The organism is Plantibacter auratus, assembly GCF_050587365.1.
GTDB classification, from domain to species: Bacteria; Actinomycetota; Actinomycetes; order Actinomycetales; family Microbacteriaceae; genus Plantibacter; species Plantibacter auratus.
Genome location: NZ_JBOBFV010000001.1, coordinates 1 through 18,854, shown reverse-complemented (window position 1 = coordinate 18,854; position 18,854 = coordinate 1). Strand labels below are relative to the sequence as shown.

At 70.0% G+C, this 18,854-nt stretch carries 20 protein-coding genes; 2 read left to right on the top strand and 18 right to left on the bottom strand.

The genetic code is table 11. The annotated features are described in order from the left end of the window. Position 1: 1 nt before the first annotated feature. Both ACQ3HE_RS00100 and ACQ3HE_RS00095 read right to left on the bottom strand, forming a co-directional pair. Positions 2-490, bottom strand: a complete 489-nt coding sequence (locus ACQ3HE_RS00100) for an NfeD family protein (protein WP_430890793.1) — start codon at positions 488-490, stop codon at positions 2-4. A gap of 100 nt (positions 491-590) precedes the next feature. Next, positions 591-1,505, bottom strand: coding sequence for an NUDIX domain-containing protein (locus ACQ3HE_RS00095; protein ID WP_430890792.1), 915 nt, complete (start codon positions 1,503-1,505; stop codon positions 591-593). A 146-nt stretch (positions 1,506-1,651) separates the two neighbouring features. Here ACQ3HE_RS00095 and ACQ3HE_RS00090 point away from each other — a divergent pair, with 146 nt between their 5' ends. Further along, entirely contained in the window at positions 1,652-2,299 is a 648-nt protein-coding gene (locus ACQ3HE_RS00090; RefSeq protein WP_430890791.1) for a TetR/AcrR family transcriptional regulator, read from the top strand. A gap of 93 nt (positions 2,300-2,392) precedes the next feature. Here the strand turns inward: ACQ3HE_RS00090 and der are convergent, their stop codons facing one another. The 16 genes from der to ACQ3HE_RS00010 all read right to left on the bottom strand — a co-directional run bounded on the left by der (position 2,393) and on the right by ACQ3HE_RS00010 (position 17,815). Next, positions 2,393-3,901 carry a ribosome biogenesis GTPase Der gene (gene der / locus ACQ3HE_RS00085; RefSeq protein ID WP_085514417.1) on the bottom strand — a complete coding sequence of 503 codons (1,509 nt, stop codon included), beginning with the start codon at positions 3,899-3,901 and terminating at the stop codon, positions 2,393-2,395. Then, complete coding sequence (gene cmk, locus ACQ3HE_RS00080; RefSeq protein WP_430890790.1) at positions 3,888-4,625, bottom strand: (d)CMP kinase; 738 nt, start codon at positions 4,623-4,625, stop codon at positions 3,888-3,890. The genes der and cmk overlap by 14 nt, the downstream gene beginning before the upstream one ends. Positions 4,626-4,633: 8 nt before the next feature. Continuing rightward, a complete protein-coding gene (locus tag ACQ3HE_RS00075; protein ID WP_430890789.1) occupies positions 4,634-5,734 on the bottom strand; it encodes a prephenate dehydrogenase in 1,101 nt (366 codons plus the stop codon). Continuing rightward, entirely contained in the window at positions 5,731-6,552 is an 822-nt protein-coding gene (locus ACQ3HE_RS00070; protein ID WP_086475416.1) for a pseudouridine synthase, read from the bottom strand. Before ACQ3HE_RS00070 ends, ACQ3HE_RS00075 begins: the two co-directional genes overlap by 4 nt. Continuing rightward, positions 6,518-7,153, bottom strand: a complete 636-nt coding sequence (scpB, locus tag ACQ3HE_RS00065) for an SMC-Scp complex subunit ScpB (RefSeq protein WP_430890788.1) — start codon at positions 7,151-7,153, stop codon at positions 6,518-6,520. Before scpB ends, ACQ3HE_RS00070 begins: the two co-directional genes overlap by 35 nt. After that, a complete protein-coding gene (locus tag ACQ3HE_RS00060) occupies positions 7,146-8,000 on the bottom strand; it encodes a segregation and condensation protein A (protein WP_430890786.1) in 855 nt (284 codons plus the stop codon). Before ACQ3HE_RS00060 ends, scpB begins: the two co-directional genes overlap by 8 nt. 16 nt (positions 8,001-8,016) lie before the next feature. Continuing rightward, positions 8,017-8,892: a ParA family protein gene (locus ACQ3HE_RS00055; protein WP_071260744.1), complete on the bottom strand. Its 876-nt coding sequence runs from the start codon at positions 8,890-8,892 to the stop codon at positions 8,017-8,019. A gap of 85 nt (positions 8,893-8,977) precedes the next feature. After that, entirely contained in the window at positions 8,978-9,913 is a 936-nt protein-coding gene (gene xerD / locus ACQ3HE_RS00050; protein ID WP_430890784.1) for a site-specific tyrosine recombinase XerD, read from the bottom strand. Between the two features lie 3 nt (positions 9,914-9,916). Continuing rightward, positions 9,917-10,555, bottom strand: a complete 639-nt coding sequence (locus ACQ3HE_RS00045; RefSeq protein WP_159879008.1) for an NUDIX domain-containing protein — start codon at positions 10,553-10,555, stop codon at positions 9,917-9,919. Next, positions 10,548-12,242: a CTP synthase gene (gene pyrG / locus ACQ3HE_RS00040; RefSeq protein WP_199862395.1), complete on the bottom strand. Its 1,695-nt coding sequence runs from the start codon at positions 12,240-12,242 to the stop codon at positions 10,548-10,550. Before pyrG ends, ACQ3HE_RS00045 begins: the two co-directional genes overlap by 8 nt. Before the next feature lie 86 nt (positions 12,243-12,328). Continuing rightward, positions 12,329-14,026, bottom strand: a complete 1,698-nt coding sequence (gene recN, locus ACQ3HE_RS00035) for a DNA repair protein RecN (protein ID WP_430890782.1) — start codon at positions 14,024-14,026, stop codon at positions 12,329-12,331. Further along, a complete protein-coding gene (locus tag ACQ3HE_RS00030) occupies positions 14,023-15,033 on the bottom strand; it encodes an NAD kinase (protein WP_430890781.1) in 1,011 nt (336 codons plus the stop codon). Before ACQ3HE_RS00030 ends, recN begins: the two co-directional genes overlap by 4 nt. A 4-nt stretch (positions 15,034-15,037) precedes the next feature. After that, positions 15,038-15,889 (bottom strand): TlyA family RNA methyltransferase, encoded by an 852-nt coding sequence (locus ACQ3HE_RS00025; protein WP_430890779.1) that lies wholly within the window; start codon positions 15,887-15,889, stop codon positions 15,038-15,040. 3 nt (positions 15,890-15,892) lie between these two features. Continuing rightward, a complete protein-coding gene (locus ACQ3HE_RS00020; protein ID WP_162852287.1) occupies positions 15,893-16,051 on the bottom strand; it encodes a hypothetical protein in 159 nt (52 codons plus the stop codon). Positions 16,052-16,140: 89 nt separating this feature from the next. After that, positions 16,141-17,160: an HAD-IIA family hydrolase gene (locus ACQ3HE_RS00015; RefSeq protein ID WP_430890777.1), complete on the bottom strand. Its 1,020-nt coding sequence runs from the start codon at positions 17,158-17,160 to the stop codon at positions 16,141-16,143. Beyond that, positions 17,147-17,815, bottom strand: coding sequence for a hypothetical protein (locus tag ACQ3HE_RS00010; protein WP_426737961.1), 669 nt, complete (start codon positions 17,813-17,815; stop codon positions 17,147-17,149). The genes ACQ3HE_RS00015 and ACQ3HE_RS00010 overlap by 14 nt, the downstream gene beginning before the upstream one ends. Before the next feature lie 114 nt (positions 17,816-17,929). Here ACQ3HE_RS00010 and ACQ3HE_RS00005 point away from each other — a divergent pair, with 114 nt between their 5' ends. Continuing rightward, positions 17,930-18,319: a hypothetical protein gene (locus ACQ3HE_RS00005; protein ID WP_430890775.1), complete on the top strand. Its 390-nt coding sequence runs from the start codon at positions 17,930-17,932 to the stop codon at positions 18,317-18,319. Positions 18,320-18,854 lie beyond the last annotated feature (535 nt).

The following is an 18,854-nucleotide window of genomic DNA, read 5'->3' as shown; positions in this document are numbered from 1 at the left end:
ATCAGGGCTGCGTGCCGGCAGCTGCTCCGCTCGACGCGGGTTCGACCTTCACGCGGGAACCCTGGAGCTCGACCACGCGGATCCGACTGCCTGTCTCGATCCGGGTGTCGGAGAAGGCGAGGCGCGTCTCGATCTCGTGCGGACCGTCGAGGCTGACCTCGCCGAAGGAAGCCGAGATGGTCGACCGGGCGACGCCGTAGAGACCGAGCGGTGAACTCGGCGTGCCGTCCTCCGAGCGCTTGAAGCTCCGGATCATCAGCTGGACGCCCACGAGCACGAGGACACCGATGACGGCGGAGATTACATACGCGGACCAGACGGGCAGCCCGTTCGCGAGCACGATCGCGCCGACCGCACCGAAGACGGTGAACGCGCTCCCGAGCGCGGTGGCCGAGACCGCCCCGTCCAGGAAGTCGAAGATCTCACCGAAGACCAGGGAGATGAGGACGATCACGAGACCGACGGCGCCGACGATGATGAACAGGGTCATGGCTCCAACCCTACTGAACGCCCAGGCGGCGTGCAGGAAAGCGGTCTCCCGCGACGGCACCGCCGATCTGCGGGCTCCTGTGGAGCGGCTGTCGCTCTCCTCAGACCGTTGCGTCGAGCAGGTCCGTCAGCCAGCCGGCACCCCGCGTCGTCGCGCCCAGACCCTCGACGCGTTCCCGCAGCTCGCGGTCCGAGGTGATCACGACGACCGCCCCGTCGAGCTCCCGGACGACGTCCACGATGGCGTCGTCGCCACTCCCGGCCGCATCGACGACCGAGACGCCCGCCCGCAGCTCATGCCCGGGCTCCTGCACGTCGTCATCGGTGTGGACGCCGCGGGCCTGTCCTTCGACGACGGCGACGTAGGCCGGCCACCAGCGGTTGAAGTCGAGGTCGAGCGCCTGGGCGTCGAGTCCCTCGTGCGCGAGGCGGCCGAGTCGCGCGACGAACCGCTGTGCGGCACCCGCACGGTCCTTCCACCACCCGTCCGGTCGCGACCCGATGACGTTCGCGACGTCGACGACGACCGTGACGCGGCGCTCGAGCTGCGACCGCAGGCCGGGCCACGAATCGGCGAAGCCGGGGTGCAGGGGCAACGTCTCGACCTCGGCGAGCGGCACCCAGGCGAGCGCGATGCTCTCCGGGTCGGAGACCACGGGTTCGAACGGCTCGACCGCCTCGACGATCACCGTCGTGTACGACCAGAATCCGAGATCGAGCACGGAGTCGAACCGCAACTCGATCGACTCGGCGGGGACACCCGCCTCCTCGTGCGACTCACGGACCGCGCCGTCGACAGCGCTTTCGAACTGATGACGCGCACCGCCCGGGATGCCCCAGGTGCCGCCGAAGTGGCTCCAGCCGGCCCGGTGCTGCAACAGCACACCGCGGGCCCGATCGTGCACCAGGAGTCCGGCTGCACCGAACCGCCCCCAGTACTTCCGGCCGTCTCCGGATTCGACCCAGGCATCCCCGGCGTCCCGGACGGGGCCGCCGGGAGGATGCGCATCAGTCATTGGACCAGCCTGGCACGAAACGCTGTGCGCCACCCCCTTGGTCAGGGTCATCTCCACCGCACGTGCGGAATATGTTATATATTGAACTCCAGTATTGCATCGGCCGCGCTCGCGCCCGCCGCACCGAACCCACGTGAAGGACCCTCATGGATGCACGTCAACGCCGGACGCGGGCACGGCTCGCGCGCACGATCCTGCAACTCGCCGCAGAACGCCCCAGCTCCGAGATCTCCGTCTCGGAGATCGCCGCACGCGCCGGCATCAACCGATCGACCTTCTACCAGCACGCGGCGGCGCCGTGCGAGCTGCTCGAATCGGTCCTCGCCGAGGAGCTCACCGAGCTGAGCATGACGCACCTGGCGACCGTCTCCGCGGACGACGCCCCGGCGGCGATCACCCGGGCCACGGTCGCCGCGCTCCGCCACATCGACGAGCGCGCCGACATCTACCGCGTCGGTCTCGGCGACGACCTCATCGGCGCGAGTCTGCAGCCCATGCTCAACCGGGTCTTCACCTCGACGGTGCTCGACATCTTCGAGCGCGGGGCGATCACCCTCCCCCACGCCGAATGCCTGAGCGAGGAGCAGGGCGAGCTGTTCATGCGATCAGCGGCGCACTTCGTCGCCGCGGGCTCCGTCGCGACCTTCCGGGTCTGGCTCGACACCCCAGCACCACGCGACGTCGAGTCGTTCCTCGAGGTCATCGGCGAACTGCTCCCGAGCTGGTGGCCGTTCGAGACCGAACACGGTCCCGCCCTGGCGCCCGCGGACGAATCCGCCCTCGCGCGCTCCTGAACACGCCTCGACCAGTACGACGAAGGCCCGGGACCACTCCATGGAGTGGTCCCGGGCCTTCGTCGTCGCCGTCCGAGGGACGGGCGCGGTGGATCAGCGCTGGCGCTTCTCGCGGACGCGCATGTTGACGTTGATCGGCGTGCCCTCGAAGCCCCAGATCTCGCGCAGGCGACGGATCACGTAGCGACGGTAACCGGGGTCGAGGAAGCCGGTCGTGAAGAGCACGAAGGTCGGCGGGCGGCTCGCGGCCTGCGTGCCGAACAGGATGCGGGGCTGCTTGCCACCGCGCAGCGGGTGCGGGTGAGCCGCCGTGAGCTCGGCGAGGAAGGCGTTGAACTTGCCCGTGGGGATACGCATGTCCCACGACTCGAGTGCGACCTCGAGGGCCGGGACGAGACGCTCGAGGTGGCGTCCCGTCCGCGCGGAGATGTTGACGCGCGGTGCCCACGACACGTGCGAGAGGTCCTGTTCGATCTCGCGCTCCAGGTACTTCCGGCGTTCGTCGTCGAGCTGGTCCCACTTGTTGAAGGCGAGCACGAGGGCGCGACCGCTCTCGAGGACGAGGTCGATGATGCGCACGTCCTGCTCGCTGATCACCTCGGTGACGTCGATGAGGACGACGGCCACCTCGGCCTTCTCGAGCGCCGTGCTCGTGCGGAGCGACGCGTAGAAGTCGGCACCCTGTGACAGGTGCACGCGACGACGGATACCCGCGGTGTCGACGAAGCGCCAGATCTTGCCGCCGAGCTCGATCTGCTCGTCGACCGGGTCGCGGGTGGTCCCGGCGAGGTCGTTGACGACGACGCGCTCCTCGCCTGCGGTCTTGTTGAGCAGGCTGGACTTGCCGACGTTCGGGCGTCCGAGGATCGCGACGCGGCGGGGGCCGCCGAACTCGTCCTTCGCGACGGCCGAGACCTGCGGGAGGACCTTGAGGATCTTGTCGAGGAGGTCGGCGACGCCACGGCCGTGGATCGCGGAGACCGGGTGGGGCTCGCCGAGGCCGAGGTTCCAGAGCGCTGCGGCCTCCGGCTCCTGACGGGCGTCGTCGACCTTGTTGGCGACGAGGAAGACGGGGCGTCCGGTCTTGCGGAGCAGCTTGACGACCTGCTCGTCGGTCGCCGTGGCGCCGACCATGGCGTCGACCACGAAGATCACGACGTCGGAGAGGTCGATGGCGATCTCGGCCTGGGCCGCGACGGACGCGTCGATCCCCTTGGCGTCGGGCTCCCACCCACCGGTGTCGACGACCGTGAAGCGACGGTCGTTCCACTCGGCCTTGTAGTTGACGCGGTCGCGGGTGACACCGGGGGTGTCCTCCACGACGGCCTCACGACGGCCGAGGATGCGGTTCACCAGTGCGGACTTGCCCACGTTCGGGCGACCGACGATCGCCACGACGGGCAGCGCCGGCAGGAAGCGGATCTCGTCCGGGTCCTCCGTCGCGCCGTCGAGGATGTCGAGGTCGTCGCCCTCGAGGTCGTAGTCGGCCAGGCCGGAGCGGAGGGACGCGGCCCGCTGGGTCGCGAGCTCCTCGTCCATGTCCTGGAGGCGGTCCGCGAGGTCGTCGGGGCCTCCGTCGAACTGCTCGTCATCGTGAGCCATGGGAGTTCCTTGCTGTGAGGGATTCGGTGACGCGGACGACCGCGTCGACCGTCTCGTCGAAGTCGATGTGCGTGGAGTCGACCGTGGTCACTCCGTCCGCCGCGTTCATGAAGTCGACGACCCTGGAGTCCGCCCGATCACGCCGCTGCAGTTGTTCCGCGACGTCGCCGGCAGGGTGGCTCTCGAATTCCGCTGAACGCCTGGCCATTCTAGCCGCTTCGGATGCCGTGAGCAGGATCCGAGCCTGAGCATCCGGTGCGACCACCGTGGTGATGTCGCGTCCCTCGACGACGATGCCCGGTCGGTCGACGTCGGCGATGAGCGATCGGAAGGTCTCGTTGATCCACGCACGCACCTCCGGGACACGGGCGACGGCGGACACGACAGCCGTCACACGAGGGCCGCGGATCTCGTCCGTGACGTCGCGATCCCCGAGCGTGAACGCGGTCACGTCCGGGTCGAGGGAGACGGTGAAGGCGCCACCGAACGCGTCGAGCGAGCCGATCACCGCCGCCGAGTCCTCGGGGTCAACGTCCGCATCGAGCGTGTGGAGCGCGAGCGCGCGGTACCAGGCGCCCGTGTCCAGGTAGCGGTAGCCGAGCCGGCGGGCGACGGCCTTGCTCACGCTGGACTTGCCGCTGCCGGCCGGTCCGTCGATCGCGACCACGACGGGTGCGTCCGGCGTCGTCGATGAGTCGGTGCTGGTGGGGTGCTGTTCGGTCATGTCTCTTCCTATACTTCCGCGATGCGCCAGCCGCGCGACTCGAGGTCGTCGACGGTGCGCTGCTTCACCTCGGGGAGGACCTGGACCTCCGCGAGACCGATGTTCGCGCCGGGCGAGTGCTCCAGACGCAGGTCTTCGATGTTGACGCCGATCTCACCCAGCTCGGTGAACAGGGCGCCCAGCTGGCCGGGGCGGTCGTCGAGGAGGACGACGATGCTCGCGAACCGGCGGTTCTGGCCGTGCTTGCCGGGGAGCCGTGCGACGCCGGTGTTGCCGGCGGCGATCGTGTCCGCGATCGTGCGGCGAGCGCCCGGCACCTCCGGGTCCCGGAGTGCCGAGATGACCGACGCGAGGTCGGTGGACAGCTGCTCCAGCACCGGGAGGACCTCGGCGTGGTTGGCGCTGAGGATCTGGACCCAGAGCTCCGGAGCGCTCGAGGCGATGCGGACGGTGTCGCGCAGGCCCTGTCCGGCGAGCTGGATCGCACCCTCCTCGGCGTCCTGCAGCTGGGCGGCCAGGAGGCTCGCGACGAGTTGCGGCGTGTGCGAGACGAGCGCGACGAAGCGGTCGTGCTCGTCGGGCGTCATCTCCATCGGGATGGTGCCGAGGTCGAGCGCGAGGCCCTCCACCTGCGACAGCGCCCAGGCGGGCGTCTCGGCGTCGCGGCAGATCACCCAGGGGCGACCGAGGAAGAGGTCGGCCCTGGCGGAGATCGCTCCCCCGCGCTCACGGCCGGCGAGCGGGTGGGAACCGATGTACCGGGTGAGGTCGACGCCGCGCTCGACCAGTGCCCGGTACGGTTCGAGCTTCACGCTCGCGACGTCGGTCACGACGGCGCGCGGGAACGCGGCGAGTTCGGCCTCGATGACGCGAGCGGTGACGTCCGGTGGAACGCAGATGACGACGACGGACGGGTCGTCGGTGGGTTCCGCAGCTCGACCCGCGCCGTAGTCGATGGCGAGGCGCAACTGGCTGGGCGACGCGTCGTCGAGGATGATGTCGACGCCCTTGGCGCGCAGCGCGAGTCCGATGCTCGCGCCGAGGAGGCCGGCTCCGACGATGCGGACCGACCCCTGCACGCGCGCGGGCGCGGAACTCAGGTCGCTCATGCCGTCGGCTCCGACGCCTCCGCTGCCGTGCCGTCGGCCGCGCGGGCTTCAGGACCGTGTGCGCGGGCGATGGTCAGGATGGCGCCGAGTTCGTCCTTGCTCAGCTCGCGCAGCTGGCCGGATCCGAGGGTCCCAAGGTGCAGGGGGCCGAACTGACGGCGCACGAGGTCGACGACCGGGTGGCCGACCGCGTCGAGCATGCGACGGACGATGCGGTTCCGCCCGGAGTGCAGCGTGAGCTCCACGAGGCTGAAGCCGTCCTCGGTGCCGAGCAGGCGGGCCTTGTCGGCGGAGATCGGTCCGTCCTCGAGCTCGATGCCCGCGGTCAGCTTCGCGAGGACCTGCGCGGTGACCTTGCCGGTGACCTTCGCGATGTACGTCTTCTGCACACCGAACGACGGGTGCGCGAGCACGTGCGCGAGGTCGCCGTCGTTGGTGAGGATGAGCAGGCCGCTCGTCTCGGCGTCGAGGCGGCCCACGTTGAAGAGCCGTTCCTCGTACTGCTCGGTGAAGCGGCGCAGGTCGGGGCGACCGCGGTCGTCCTTCAGCGAGCTGTAGATGCCCACCGGCTTGTTGAGCATGAGGTAGCGCTTCGAGGCGTCGAGCTGGATGGCGCTGCCGTCGACGGACACGAGGTCGTGCTCCGGATCGATCCGCGAGCCGAGCTCGGTGACGACGACGCCGTTCACCTCCACACGGCCGTCCTCGATGAGCTGCTCCGACACACGCCTGGAGGCGACGCCGGCGTTCGCCAGCACCTTCTGCAAGCGGATGCCCTCTGATTCAGTGCTGGTCACTGTCGAATCCTTCCCGGCCATCGTCGAGCAACGGCGAGATCCGCGGCAGCTCCTCGATGGCGTTGATACCAAGTTGGGTGAGCAGGAGATCGGTGGTGCCGTAGTTGATGGCACCCGTCTCGCTGTCGGTGAACATCTCCGTGATGAGTCCGCGCCCGAGGAGGGTGCGGACGACGGAGTCGACGTTGACGGCGCGGATCGAGGCGATCGCGCCGCGGCTGATCGGCTGCTTGTAGGCGATCACAGCCAGGGTCTCGAGCGCCGCCTGCGACAGCTTCGTCGGGTTCTGCGTCACGACGTAGTCGGTGACGAGCGCGTCGTAGTCGGCTCGGACGTAGATCCGCCAGCCGCCGCCGACCTCGCGGAGTTCGAACCCGCGTCGGACGCCACCGCGTTCGCCGTCGTAGTCGGCGACGAGTTCGGCGATGGCCCGTCGGACGGCGCCGACCGGGACGTGCACGGCGGCGGCCAGGTTCACGAGGCTCTGCGGTTCGTCGGCGACCATGAGGATCGCCTCGAGCGCCCTCGGGACGTCCGGTGCGGGCACCGGCACGGGCTCGGCCGGCAGGCCCTGGGCGGCGTCCGTCGGCCGCTCGATCGACTCGGGTGTCGCGTCAGGCATCGTAATCGGCTCCCAGGTTGGCGAGGCTGTCGTCGTTCCAGGTCTCGGCGGTCCAGCGGAGCGTGAGCTCGCCGAGCGGTTCGATCTGCTCGAAGGACAGTGCGGCGTGTCGGTACAGTTCGAGCACGGCGATGAAGCGCGCGATGACCACGCCCTTCAGCTCCGCACCGGCCACGAGCTCGCGGAAGGTGTGGGACCCGCCGCGGCGCAGGATGGCGACGACGTGCGCCGCCTGTTCCCGGATGCTCACGAGCGGTGCGTGCAGGTGGTCGAGGCCCACGGTCGGCACCTCGCGCGGCGTGAAGGCGAGGGTCGCGAGTGCGCCGAAGTCCTGCGCGGTCAGCGTCCAGACGAGTTCCGGGGTCTGCTGACGGTACTGCTCCTCCAGCCGGACCGCCCGGAAGTGGCGCGCCGCCTCCAGGTCGAGGCGCTCCGCGAACCACGCCGACGCCTGCTTGAACGCGCGGTACTGCAGCAGGCGCGCGAACAGCAGGTCACGCGCCTCCAGCAGGGCGACGTCCTCCGCGTCGACGAGCTCACCCTGCGGCAGCAGCCCCGCGATCTTGAGGTCGAGCAGGGTGGCCGCGACGACGAGGAACTCGCTCGCCTGGTCGAGTTCGTCATCGGCCTCGAGCGTGCGCAGGTAGGCGATGAACTCGTCGGTCACGCGGCTGAGCGAGACCTCGGTGATGTCGAGTTCGTGCTTGCCGATGAGGGTCAGCAGGAGGTCGAAGGGCCCTTCGAAACCCTCGAACGACACCCGGAACGACGGTGCCGGTGCGGGGTCGACGGGCGTCGCCTCAGCGGAGCGCGAGCCGGTGTCGCCGGCCGGAGGGAGGACGGCCACGGGCGTCCGCGCGGGATCAGGCGATCGCGCCACGGGAGATGAGCTCTCTCGCGAGCTGACGGTAGGCCTTCGCGGCGGCGTGCTCCGGTGCGAACTCGGTGATCGGGGTTCCGGCGACGCTCGCGTCGGGGAACTTCACGGTCCGGCCGATGACCGTCTCGAGGACCTTCTCGCCGAACGCGTCGACGACGCGCTCGAGGACCTCACGCGAGTGCAGGGTCCGGGAGTCGTACATGGTGGCGAGGATGCCGTCGAGCTCGATCGCAGGGTTGAGGCGGTCGCGCACCTTGTCGATCGTCTCGATGAGCAGCGCGACACCGCGGAGCGCGAAGAACTCGCACTCGAGCGGGATGAGGACCCCGTGGCTGGCGGTGAGGGCGTTGACCGTGAGCAGGCCGAGCGAGGGCTGGCAGTCGATCAGGATGACGTCGTAGTCGTCGGACACCTTGCGGAGCACTCGGGCCAGGATCGTCTCGCGCGCGACCTCGTTGACGAGGTGGACCTCGGCGGCCGAGAGGTCGATGTTGGCCGGGAGCACGTCGAGACCCTCGATGGCGGTGTGCTGGATGACCTCGGCCGGGTCCTTCACGGTGCCGAGCAGCAGGTCGTACACGGTGTTGGAGTCGTGGGTGGAGATGCCGAGACCGGCGGACAGCGCACCCTGAGGGTCGAAGTCGACGACGAGCACCCGGCGGCCGTATTCGGCCAGCGCGGCGGACAGACTGATGGTGGTCGTCGTCTTGCCGACGCCACCCTTCTGGTTGCAGAGCGAGATGATGCGTGCCGGACCGTGCTGCGCCAGCGTGGGCGGCACCGCGAACTCACGACGCGGGCGGCCGGTCGGGCCGTTCGGGTTCAGTTCGGCGGCGGTCTTGCGCGCAGAATCCTGCACTGCGCTCGTGTGCTTCGTACCGGCCACCGGTGTTGCCTCGCTCCCGCTTGCTGTCGTTCGAGTGACGAGTCTACCGGGCCACGGGTCAGGCCTGCGGTACCGCTCCGCCCGCGGTCCATCTGGCCCGGGGATGGGACTGCGTGTACACGTCGCGGAGGTTGTCGACCGTCACCAGCGTGTACAGCTGGGTCGTCGCCACCGAGGAGTGACCGAGGAGTTCCTGCACGACGCGGACGTCGGCTCCGCCCTGCAGCAGGTGCGTCGCGAAGGAGTGTCGGAGGGTGTGCGGCGAGACGTGCGACTCGAGTCCTGCACGCTCGGCGGCGCGTTGGAGGACGAGCCACGCGCTCTGGCGGGACAGCCGCGCACCGCGCTGCCCGAGGAAGAGCGCCGGCGTGGACCGGCCGAGGCCGGAGAAGACCGGCCGGACGCGCACGAGGTAACGGTCGACGGCGTCACGGGCGAAGCTGCCGAGCGGCACGATCCGCTGCTTGCCGCCCTTGCCGAGGAGCCGGACGATGTCGGTGTCGATGACGTCGTCGACGTTCAGGCCGACGGCCTCGGAGACGCGGGCCCCCGTCGCGTAGAGCAGTTCGAGGAGCGCCTTGTCGCGGACGGCCAACAGGTCGTCGCCGTCGGTCGTCTCGAGCAGAGCGCGGACCTGGTCGATCGTGATCGCCTTCGGGAGTCGCCCCGGGAGCTTCGGCGGGCGGACCTCGCGCGCGACGTCGACCTCGACGAGCTGTTCGTCGAGCAGGAACCGGTGGAGACCGCGGATGGACGACAGCACCCTGGCGAGCGAGGACGCGCGTACCGGCTGCCCCTCGGGTGTCCGGAGCGACGCCGTGTACTCCGACACGTGCGCGGCGGTGACGGCCGGCGCCTCGACGACGCCGTGCGCGCCGAGCCAGGCGAGGTACCCTTCGAGATCCCGTCGGTAGGCGGCCTGGGTGTTGGCCGACAGGCCGCGCTCGATCGCGATGTGTCGCAGGTAGTCGGCGACCGCGCGATCGAGCGCCACGCCTCAGGCTCCGCCCGGCCCGATCGTGGAGTCGCCGCTGTCGCGCAGCGTCGACCACCCGCGATCGCGAGCCGCGGCGGCCGTGAGGACGCCGAGCATCAGGATCGAGTTGTGGAGCCGACCGTCGAGCACCGCGGCCACGGCATCGTCGAGGGGCACCCACTCCACGAGGATGTCCGCCTCCTCCTCAGCACGGGCGAAGGCCTCGGCGGTCGCCGTGAGGTCTCGCGCGAGGTAGATGCGGATCGACTCGTTGCTGCCGCCGGGCGTCGTGTAGAACTCCGTCAGCAGCTGGAGCGAACCAGCGACGAGGTCGGCCTCCTCCTCCAGCTCGCGACCCGCGGCAACAGCCGGGTCCTCCCCCGCGATGTCGAGCAGGCCGGCCGGCAGCTCCCAGTCGCGCTCGCCGATCGGGTGGCGATACTGCTGGATGAGCAGGACGCGCTCGTCGGCGTCGAGCGCCAACACCGCGACCGCACCGGTGTGGTCGACGAACTCGCGCACGACCTCGCCGTCGCCGTAGCGGAACGTCTCCCGACGGATGTCCCACACCTTGCCCGCGAACGCGCGCTCGGAGGACACCACCTCGACGGGGTGCGACTCGTCGCGCAACGACGCGGCGTCGGCGATCGACTCAACCATTGGCGACGTCGAACAGGCGGCTCGCCTGCTGGCGCTCGAGCGAAGCACCGACGAGGCCGGCGAACAGCGGGTGCGCGTGGTTCGGGCGCGACCGCAGCTCGGGGTGCGCCTGCGTCGCGACGTAGAACGGGTGCACCTCGCGCGGCAGCTCGACGTACTCGACCAGCGTGCCGTCGGGCGACAGACCGGAGAACTGGAGGCCGGCGTCCGCGATCTGCTGGCGGTAGCCGTTGTTCACCTCGTAGCGGTGACGGTGACGCTCGGACACCTCGTCCGCACCGTACAGCTCGGCGACGATCGAGCCCTCGTCGAGCTTCGCCGCGTACAGACCGAGGCGCATCGTGCCGCCGAGGTCGCCGCCCGCGATGATCTCGACCTGCTCGGCCATCGTCGCGATGACGGGGAACTGCGTGTCGGGGTCGAACTCGGAGGAGCTGGCGCCCTCGAGCCCGACGACGTTCCTGGCGTACTCGATGACCATGCACTGCAGTCCGAGGCACAGGCCGAGCACCGGGATGCCGTTCTCGCGGGCGAACTTCAGGGCGCCGAGCTTGCCCTCGATGCCGCGGATGCCGAAGCCACCGGGGACGCAGATGCCGTCGACATCGGCGAGTGCCTTGATCGCTCCCTCGACGGTCTCGCAGTCGTCGGACGGGATCCACCGGATGCTGACCTTGGTGTCGTGGGCGAAGCCGCCGGCCTTGAGCGCCTCGGTCACCGACAGGTAGGCGTCGGGCAGGTCGATGTACTTGCCGACGAGGCCGATGGTGACGGCGTGCTTCGGGTGGTGGACGGCCTCGAGGAGGTCGGCCCAGCCGCTCCAGTCGACCTCGTTGGTGACGAGACCCAGGCGGTCGGCGATGTACGCGTCGAGGCCCTGGTCGTTCAGCATGGTGGGGATGTCGTAGATGCTCGGGACGTCGACCGCGTTGACGACCGCGTCCTCGTCGACGTCGCACATGAGCGCGATCTTGCGCTTGTTGCTCTCGGTCACCGGGCGGTCGCTGCGGAGCACGAGTGCGTCGGGCTGGATGCCGATGGACCGGAGGGCCGCGACCGAGTGCTGCGTCGGCTTCGTCTTCTGCTCACCGGAGGCGCCCATGTACGGCACGAGGGACACATGGACGAAGAACACGTTGTTCCGGCCGAGCTCGTGGCGGATCTGGCGAGCCGACTCGATGAACGGCTGCGACTCGATGTCGCCGACCGTGCCACCGATCTCGGTGATGATCACGTCGGGCTGGGGCGTCTCGGACGCCTGGAGGCGCATGCGGCGCTTGATCTCGTCCGTGATGTGCGGGATCACCTGCACGGTGTCGCCGAGGTACTCGCCGCGACGCTCCTTGGCGATGACGGTCGAGTAGATCTGACCGGTCGTCACGTTCGCGGCCTGGCTCAGCTCGATGTCGAGGAACCGCTCGTAGTGGCCGATGTCGAGGTCGGTCTCGGCGCCGTCGTCGGTCACGAAGACCTCGCCGTGCTGGAACGGGTTCATCGTGCCCGGGTCGACGTTGAGGTAGGGGTCGAGCTTCTGCATGACCACTCGGAGCCCGCGCGCCGTCAGCAGGTTGCCGAGGCTGGCTGCGGTGAGCCCCTTGCCCAACGAAGAAACGACACCACCAGTCACGAAGATGTGCTTGGTCGTGCCGTTGGAGCCCGAGACGATGCCGTCGGTCGGAGAGTTCAGGTTGCCCGCTTCAGAAGTATTCACCACGGGCTTTTATCCTACCATCCAGTTCGGGTTCATGTGTCGCTTCCTTCGCGGTCGCGTCGTCAGGAGGCCGCGAGGGCGAGCAGTTCGCGGGCGTGGGCGAGGCCGCTGTCGGACTCCGCGAGCCCGGAGAGCAGCCGCGCCATCTCCGCCTCCCGCTCGGCGCCGACGAGCTGGCGCACGCTCGAGGCCGTCACCGAACCGTCGCCGCCCTTGACCACGCTCAGGTGGTTGTTGGCGAAGGCCGCGACCTGCGCGAGGTGGGTGACGACGATCACCTGCGAGCGCTCGGCGAGGGCCGCGAGGCGACGCCCGATCTCGATCGCCGCGGCTCCGCCGACACCGGCGTCGACCTCGTCGAACACGAAGGTGGGCACGGGGTCCGCACCGGCGATGACGACCTCGAGGGCGAGCATCACGCGGGACAGCTCTCCGCCCGAGGCGCCCTTGCCGAGTGGTCGGGGCTCGGCACCGGCGTGTGGCCGGAGGAGGAAGGCGATCACGTCCTTACCGTGCAGCGTGAGGTCGTCGCGATCGGACACCTCGACGACCAGCTCCGCCTCGGCCATCGCGAGCGAGCGCAGTTCGGCGCTCGCGGCTGCGCCGAGTCGATCGGCGGCTTCGGCCCGGACGGCGCTCAACGTCGCGGCGGCGGCGTCGACCTCCCCGGAGAGTCGTTCGACGTCGCCCTCGAGCTGGGTGATGCGGTCGGAGTCGCCGTCGAGTTCCATCAGGCGGGTGCTGCCCGTCTCGAGCAGGTGCAGGACGTCCTCGGGCGACGGACCGTACTTCCTGGCGAGCGTCGCGAGGGTCGCGCGGCGCTCCTGGACGACCTCGAGTTCGCGAGCGCCGTCCTCGTCGAGTCCGGCGAGGTAGCTCGAGAGCTCGGCGGCGATCTCAGCAGCCAGGTAGCTCGCGTTGGCGACACTCGCGGCGATCGCGCCGAGGGCGGGATCGTGCACCGAGGCCCGGTCGAGCTGCCGCCGCGCGCCTTCGAGCAGTCCGACGACGTCGCTCTCCTCGCCGGCCTCGGCCGAGACGAGCTCTCGGGCGCCGGCCGCCGAGAGGCGGAGCTCCTCGAGGTTGGTCAGTCGATCGGCGCGCTCGGCGAGCTCGGCGTCCTCGCCGGGCTGTGGGTCGGCCTGCTCGATCTCGGCGAGCGCGACGCGCAGCTGCTCGGCCTCGAGGAGTCGCGTGTCGCGCTCGTTCGTCAGGGTCTCGAGTTCCGTCCGCAGCTCCAGGAGCTCCGTGTAGCGCCGCTGGTAGTCACCGAGGGCCAGTTGGAGCGGTTCACCGGCGAAGCGGTCGAGGGCGTCCCGCTGGGCCGGCGCGGCCCGCAGACGGATCTGATCGGACTGCCCGTGCACGACGACGAGCTGCTCGCCGAGTTCGGAGAGGATACCGATGGGCGCCGTCCGGCCACCGACGATCGCGCGGCCGCGGCCCTCGGCGGTCACGATCCGGCCGAGCAGCAGCTCTGCCGCATCACCCGCGGGGTCGAGGTCTCCCCCGGCCTCGCGGACGCGCTCGGCGACCGAGCCGTCGCCCGGCACCAACCAGCGTCCCTGGACACTCGTCTGCTTCTGGCCCGCTCGCACGACGCCGCTGTCCGACCGCTGACCGAGGAGCAGCCCGAGGGCGGTGACCACCATCGTCTTGCCCGCGCCGGTCTCACCCGTCACGGCGGTGAAGCCGGGACCGAGCGGGAGCGTCCCCGACGCGATGACGCCGAGGTCGCGGATCTCGATCTCCTCGATCATGCGGTGGCCTCCTGATCGCTGTGGTGTCGGGTGGCCGTGGAGGCCGGGAGGTGGATCGTGCCGGTCATCGGCTCCTCACGTCCGACGGGGCCGCGCCAACCGGTGACCGGCAGCCGGAACTTGTTGACGAGACGATCGGTGAAGGTGCTCTCGTGGAGGCGTGCGAGGCGGACCGGCACCGAGGAGCGTCTGACGACCACCCGTGCGCCCGGCTGGAGGTCCTTGGCCCGGCGGCCGTCACACCAGAGCACGCCGAGGCCGTCCGTGCGTTCCAGCACCTCGACGGCGAGGGACGACTCCGGACCGACCACGAGCGGCTTCGCGAACAGGGCGTGCGCGCTGAGCGGGACGAGGGTGATGGCCTCCACCGACGGCCACACGACCGGCCCGCCCGCGGAGAAGTTGTAGGCGGTGGAACCGGTCGGCGTCGAGATGACCACCCCGTCGCACCCGAACGAGGAGAGCGGACGCTGATCGACCTCGATCACGACCTCGAGCATGCGCTCCCGGCTCGCCTTCTCGACCGTGGCCTCGTTGAGCGCCCACGTCTCGTAGACGACCTCCGCGCCGACCTTGACCCGGACGGAGAGCGTCATGCGCTCCTCGACGAAGTAGTCGCGACGTACGACGCGTTCGACCGTCTCGGCGAGGTCGTCGCGCTCGCTCTCGGCGAGGAAGCCGATGTGACCGAGGTTCACCCCGAGCAGCGGCGCCGCCGATCCTCGCGTGACCTCGGCCGCTCGCAGGATCGTGCCGTCGCCGCCGAGGACGATCGCCAGTTCGATGTCGCCGAGGGAGACCTCCTCGTCGAGGATGGAGACGACGTCGAGATCCGGGTCGACGGCGATGAGGTCGGCCCGCTCCAGCGCGCTGAGGACCGGGCGGACGCCCGCCTCCAGGAGCAGCCTGGACACGAGCACGGCGGCATCGCGTGAGTCGTCGCGACCGGTGTGCGCGACGACCAGGATGTTCCGCGCCGCGACCGCAGGATCGGTGGAATGTGCCATCGGGTTACGCTCCAGCCATCGAGGTGATCTGCTGCATCCATTCTGTCGGATTGGTTCCGTGCTCCGCCGATATCCACACGACATACTCGCGGTTGCCGTGAGTGCCGACGATCGGCGATGGGATGAGCCCGGCCGTCCCGAGCCCGAGGTCCCAGGCCGCCCAGAGGACGCCTGCGACGGCGTCGGCACGGAGCGCGGGATCGGTGACGACGCCCTCACGGACGCCACCACGACCGACCTCGAACTGCGGTTTGACGAGCAGGACGAGTTCCGCCGGTGACGCGACGACCGACACGAGTGCCGGGAGCACCTGCGTGAGGGAGATGAACGAGAGATCGCCGACCACGAGCGACGGACGCTCGTCCAGGCCGGTGAGCTCGCTGAGCTGCTCCGGCGTCAGGAAGCGGACGTTGCACCCCTCCACGACCTGCACCCGCTCGTCTGCTCGGAGCTGCGGCACGAGCTGGTCGTGCCCGACGTCGAGGGCGATCACCCGACGCGCTCCACGCTCGAGCAGGACCTGGGTGAATCCGCCGGTGGAGGCGCCTGCGTCGAGGACGAGTGCGTCGTTGACGACGACCGGGAAGGCGTCCAGGGCGGCGAGCAACTTGTGGGCGGCGCGACTCACGTAGTGGTCGGCGCCGGCGACGACGACCCGAGCATCCGGGTGGACCCGGTGGGAGGCTTTGACGATCGTGCGGTCGTCGACACTCACGAGGCCGTCGGCGATGAGCTGGGCCGCATGGGTCCTGGAGCGGGCGAGTCCTCGCGCGGCGAGGGCGGCGTCGAGGCGGGCGGGCTGCGCGGCGCCGTTCGGCGAATCGGCTGTGGCCGACGGTTCGGGTGTGTTCTCCATGCGCTACGCCGAGGTCTTCGGCGAGTCGCTCCCCTCGAGCGTCGCCCGCAGTTCGTCGACGAGCTGGCTGTATGCGGCGGCCCGCTCCTCGAGCGGCTGCTCGTCGATGAGGTGGACGCGGGACACGAGGCCGTCGGTCGGGTGCTCCGGTTCGTTCGTCACAGGGCAACCCTACCGGCCGCCGCCGTCGCCGCCCCCGGGAACCGCTGTGGGCGAACACCCGTGGTGAACCGCGCCTCCCGAGGGGGGCATCACTCCGCGTACAGGCGCTCCGGGACGTTGAGCCCGTAGATGGCACGGCCGGACGCCCAGATCGCGGCGCACGCGGCACGCAACAGGTCGATCCGGGACGGGCCGTCGGACTCCACCACGACGTCGTTCCCACGGATCCGCACCGTGGCCGCACCGACCGTCGCCGCCTTGCCGTCGCGCGACATGGTGGTGGCCGGATACGGCTCGTGCAGCTGCCGCAGGTCCTCGAGGATGAAGGTCGGCCGGGAGTGCTGGTCGGCTGCGAGGACATGCTTGGCTCGATCGATGCCGGTCAGGACGAGGGCTGACGCGATCCCGGCGCGGTTCGCGCCGAGGATGTCGGTGTCGAGTCGGTCGCCGATGAAGAGCGGCTTCGATGCGCCGAAACGCACCTTCGCCTCGTCGAAGATCGGTACCTCCGGCTTCCCGGCGACGGTCGCCAGACGGCCGACCGCCGTGTGGACGGCCGACACCAGCGTGCCGTTTCCCGGTGCGATCCCACGAGCCTGCGGGATGGTCCAGTCCGTGTTCGTCGCGACCCACGGCAGCTCGGAACCGTCGGCGGTCGGCGTCTGCAGCGCGAACGCCGCTTCGGCCAGCTGCGACCAGCCGACCTCGGGAGCGAAGCCCTGGATCACCGCAGCCGGCGAGTCCTCAGCGGAGCGGGTGACGACGAAACCACCCTTCTCGACCTCGTCGACGAGCCCGGCGCCACCGACCACCAGGATCGTGGACCCGGCGGGCACCAGGCCGGCCAGGAGCCGGACCGCGGCCTGAGGGCTCGTGACGACCTCTGCCGGCGCGACGCTGAGGCCGAGGTCGGTGAGGTGCTGCGCGACGGAGGCGTCCGTCCGGGAGGCGTTGTTCGTGATGTATCCGACGCGAACGTGTTCCGCCGCCAGGTTCAGCGACTCAACTGCGTGCGGGATCGGATTCGGGCCGGCGTAGACCACGCCGTCCAGATCCGCGAGGACCACGTCGACGCCGTCGAGCGGGGTCACGGGCTTAGGCCTTCTCATCAGCAGCGGACTCACCGGACGGCTCCTCCCCAGGCTGATCGTCGGACTCGGGGGCGACAGCGGTGGGCGACTCGGGTTCGTCGTCGAACTCGAGGAACTCCTCCACGACCACCATCGTCTCGCCCTCGTCGTCCGCAGCGGACTGCTCGAGCGCTTCGGAAGCGATCATCGCCCGGTCGTGCCAGACGGCCGCCTCCTCCTCACGGCCGAGGACCTCGAGGGTCTCGGCGTATGCGTTGAACAGCGCCGGGCTGTAGGAGAACGCACGCTTCGGGTCGAGCTGCGGGATCTGGAGCTCGAGCAGCGCGTCCTCGGTCTGCCCGAGGTCGAGCCGGGCACCCGACATCGCGATCGCGAGGGCGACGCGGACCGGTACGTCGAGCGTCGAGCGGTCGACGGACCGTCCGAGTTCCAAGGCACGCTCCGGCCGGCCGACGCCGCGTTCGCTGTCCACCATGAGTGGCAGCTGGTCGTCCTTGCCGGAGATACGGCGATAGGTCCGCAGCTCGCGAAGCGCGAGGGCGTAGTCTCCGGTCTCGTACGCGGTGATGGCGAGGGTCTCGCGGACCATCGCGATCCGGCCGGCCCGACGGGCGGCGGACATCGCGTGGAGGTGCGCCAGCGCAGGATCGCTGTCGATCAGTCGCGCCGCCATCGCGAGGTGCTGGGCGACGCCGTCGGCGTTCTCCTTACTCAGGGTCTTCAGCTCGTTCCGCGCACCCTTGTCGAGGTCCTGCGGCGTGACGTCGTCGGGGATCTCCGGGTCGTCGTGACGCGGACGGATCGACTTGAGCTCGAACGCGATGCGCTCTTCCTCGGTCAGCTCGCGCTCGCGTCGGAACGCGTCGCGGTCGCCGCGGGCCGGAGCGCCATCGCGCGTCCACAGCTCGCGTCCACCGCTCTCGCGCCCGCGGTCGGGACGGCCACCACGCTCAGAGGAGTGACCACGGTCGGTCCGGTTTCCACGGTCCTGACGATCTCCGGAGGACGGACGGTCACCACTGCGTGCGGGACGGTCGGACCGCTGCGGACGATCCCCCGACGACGGACGATCCTGCTGCCAGGCGGGACGGTCCGAGCGTTGCGGACGATCGCCGGACGCTGGCCGATCCTTCTGCCAAGCCGGGCGGTCCGAACGCTGCGGTCGATCTCCGGATGACGGACGGTCACCACTGCGCGCGGGACGGTCCGAGCGCTGCGGTCGGTCGCCGGACGCCGGGCGGTCCTTCTGCCAGGCAGGACGATCGGAACGCTGCGGACGATCCCCCGATGACGGACGGTCACCACTGCGTGATGGACGGTCGGATCGCTGCGGACGATCCGTGCGTGGACGATCGCTCCTGGGCGCATCGGATCGCTGCGGGCGGTCGGTGCCGCGAGCACGATCATCGCGCCGTGGAGCACCACCGTTCCCACGGTTGTCACCGGAAGATCTCGGAGGACGTCGCTCACCCTTGTCGGGCTGGTCTGCTGACTGGTCACTCACGATGATCTCCACGGTGCTCGGACGCCGTCACCCGGCGTCAACCTACTGTTGAATTCTTGTCCCACGGTACCCGTGAAACGACGACTTCACGCACAAAGCGTGTTAACGCAAAATGGCCACCCAAGAACCTTGGGTGGCCATTTCAACGAAGAAGTCCGGCGGTGTCCTACTCTCCCACAGGGTCCCCCCTGCAGTACCATCGGCGCAA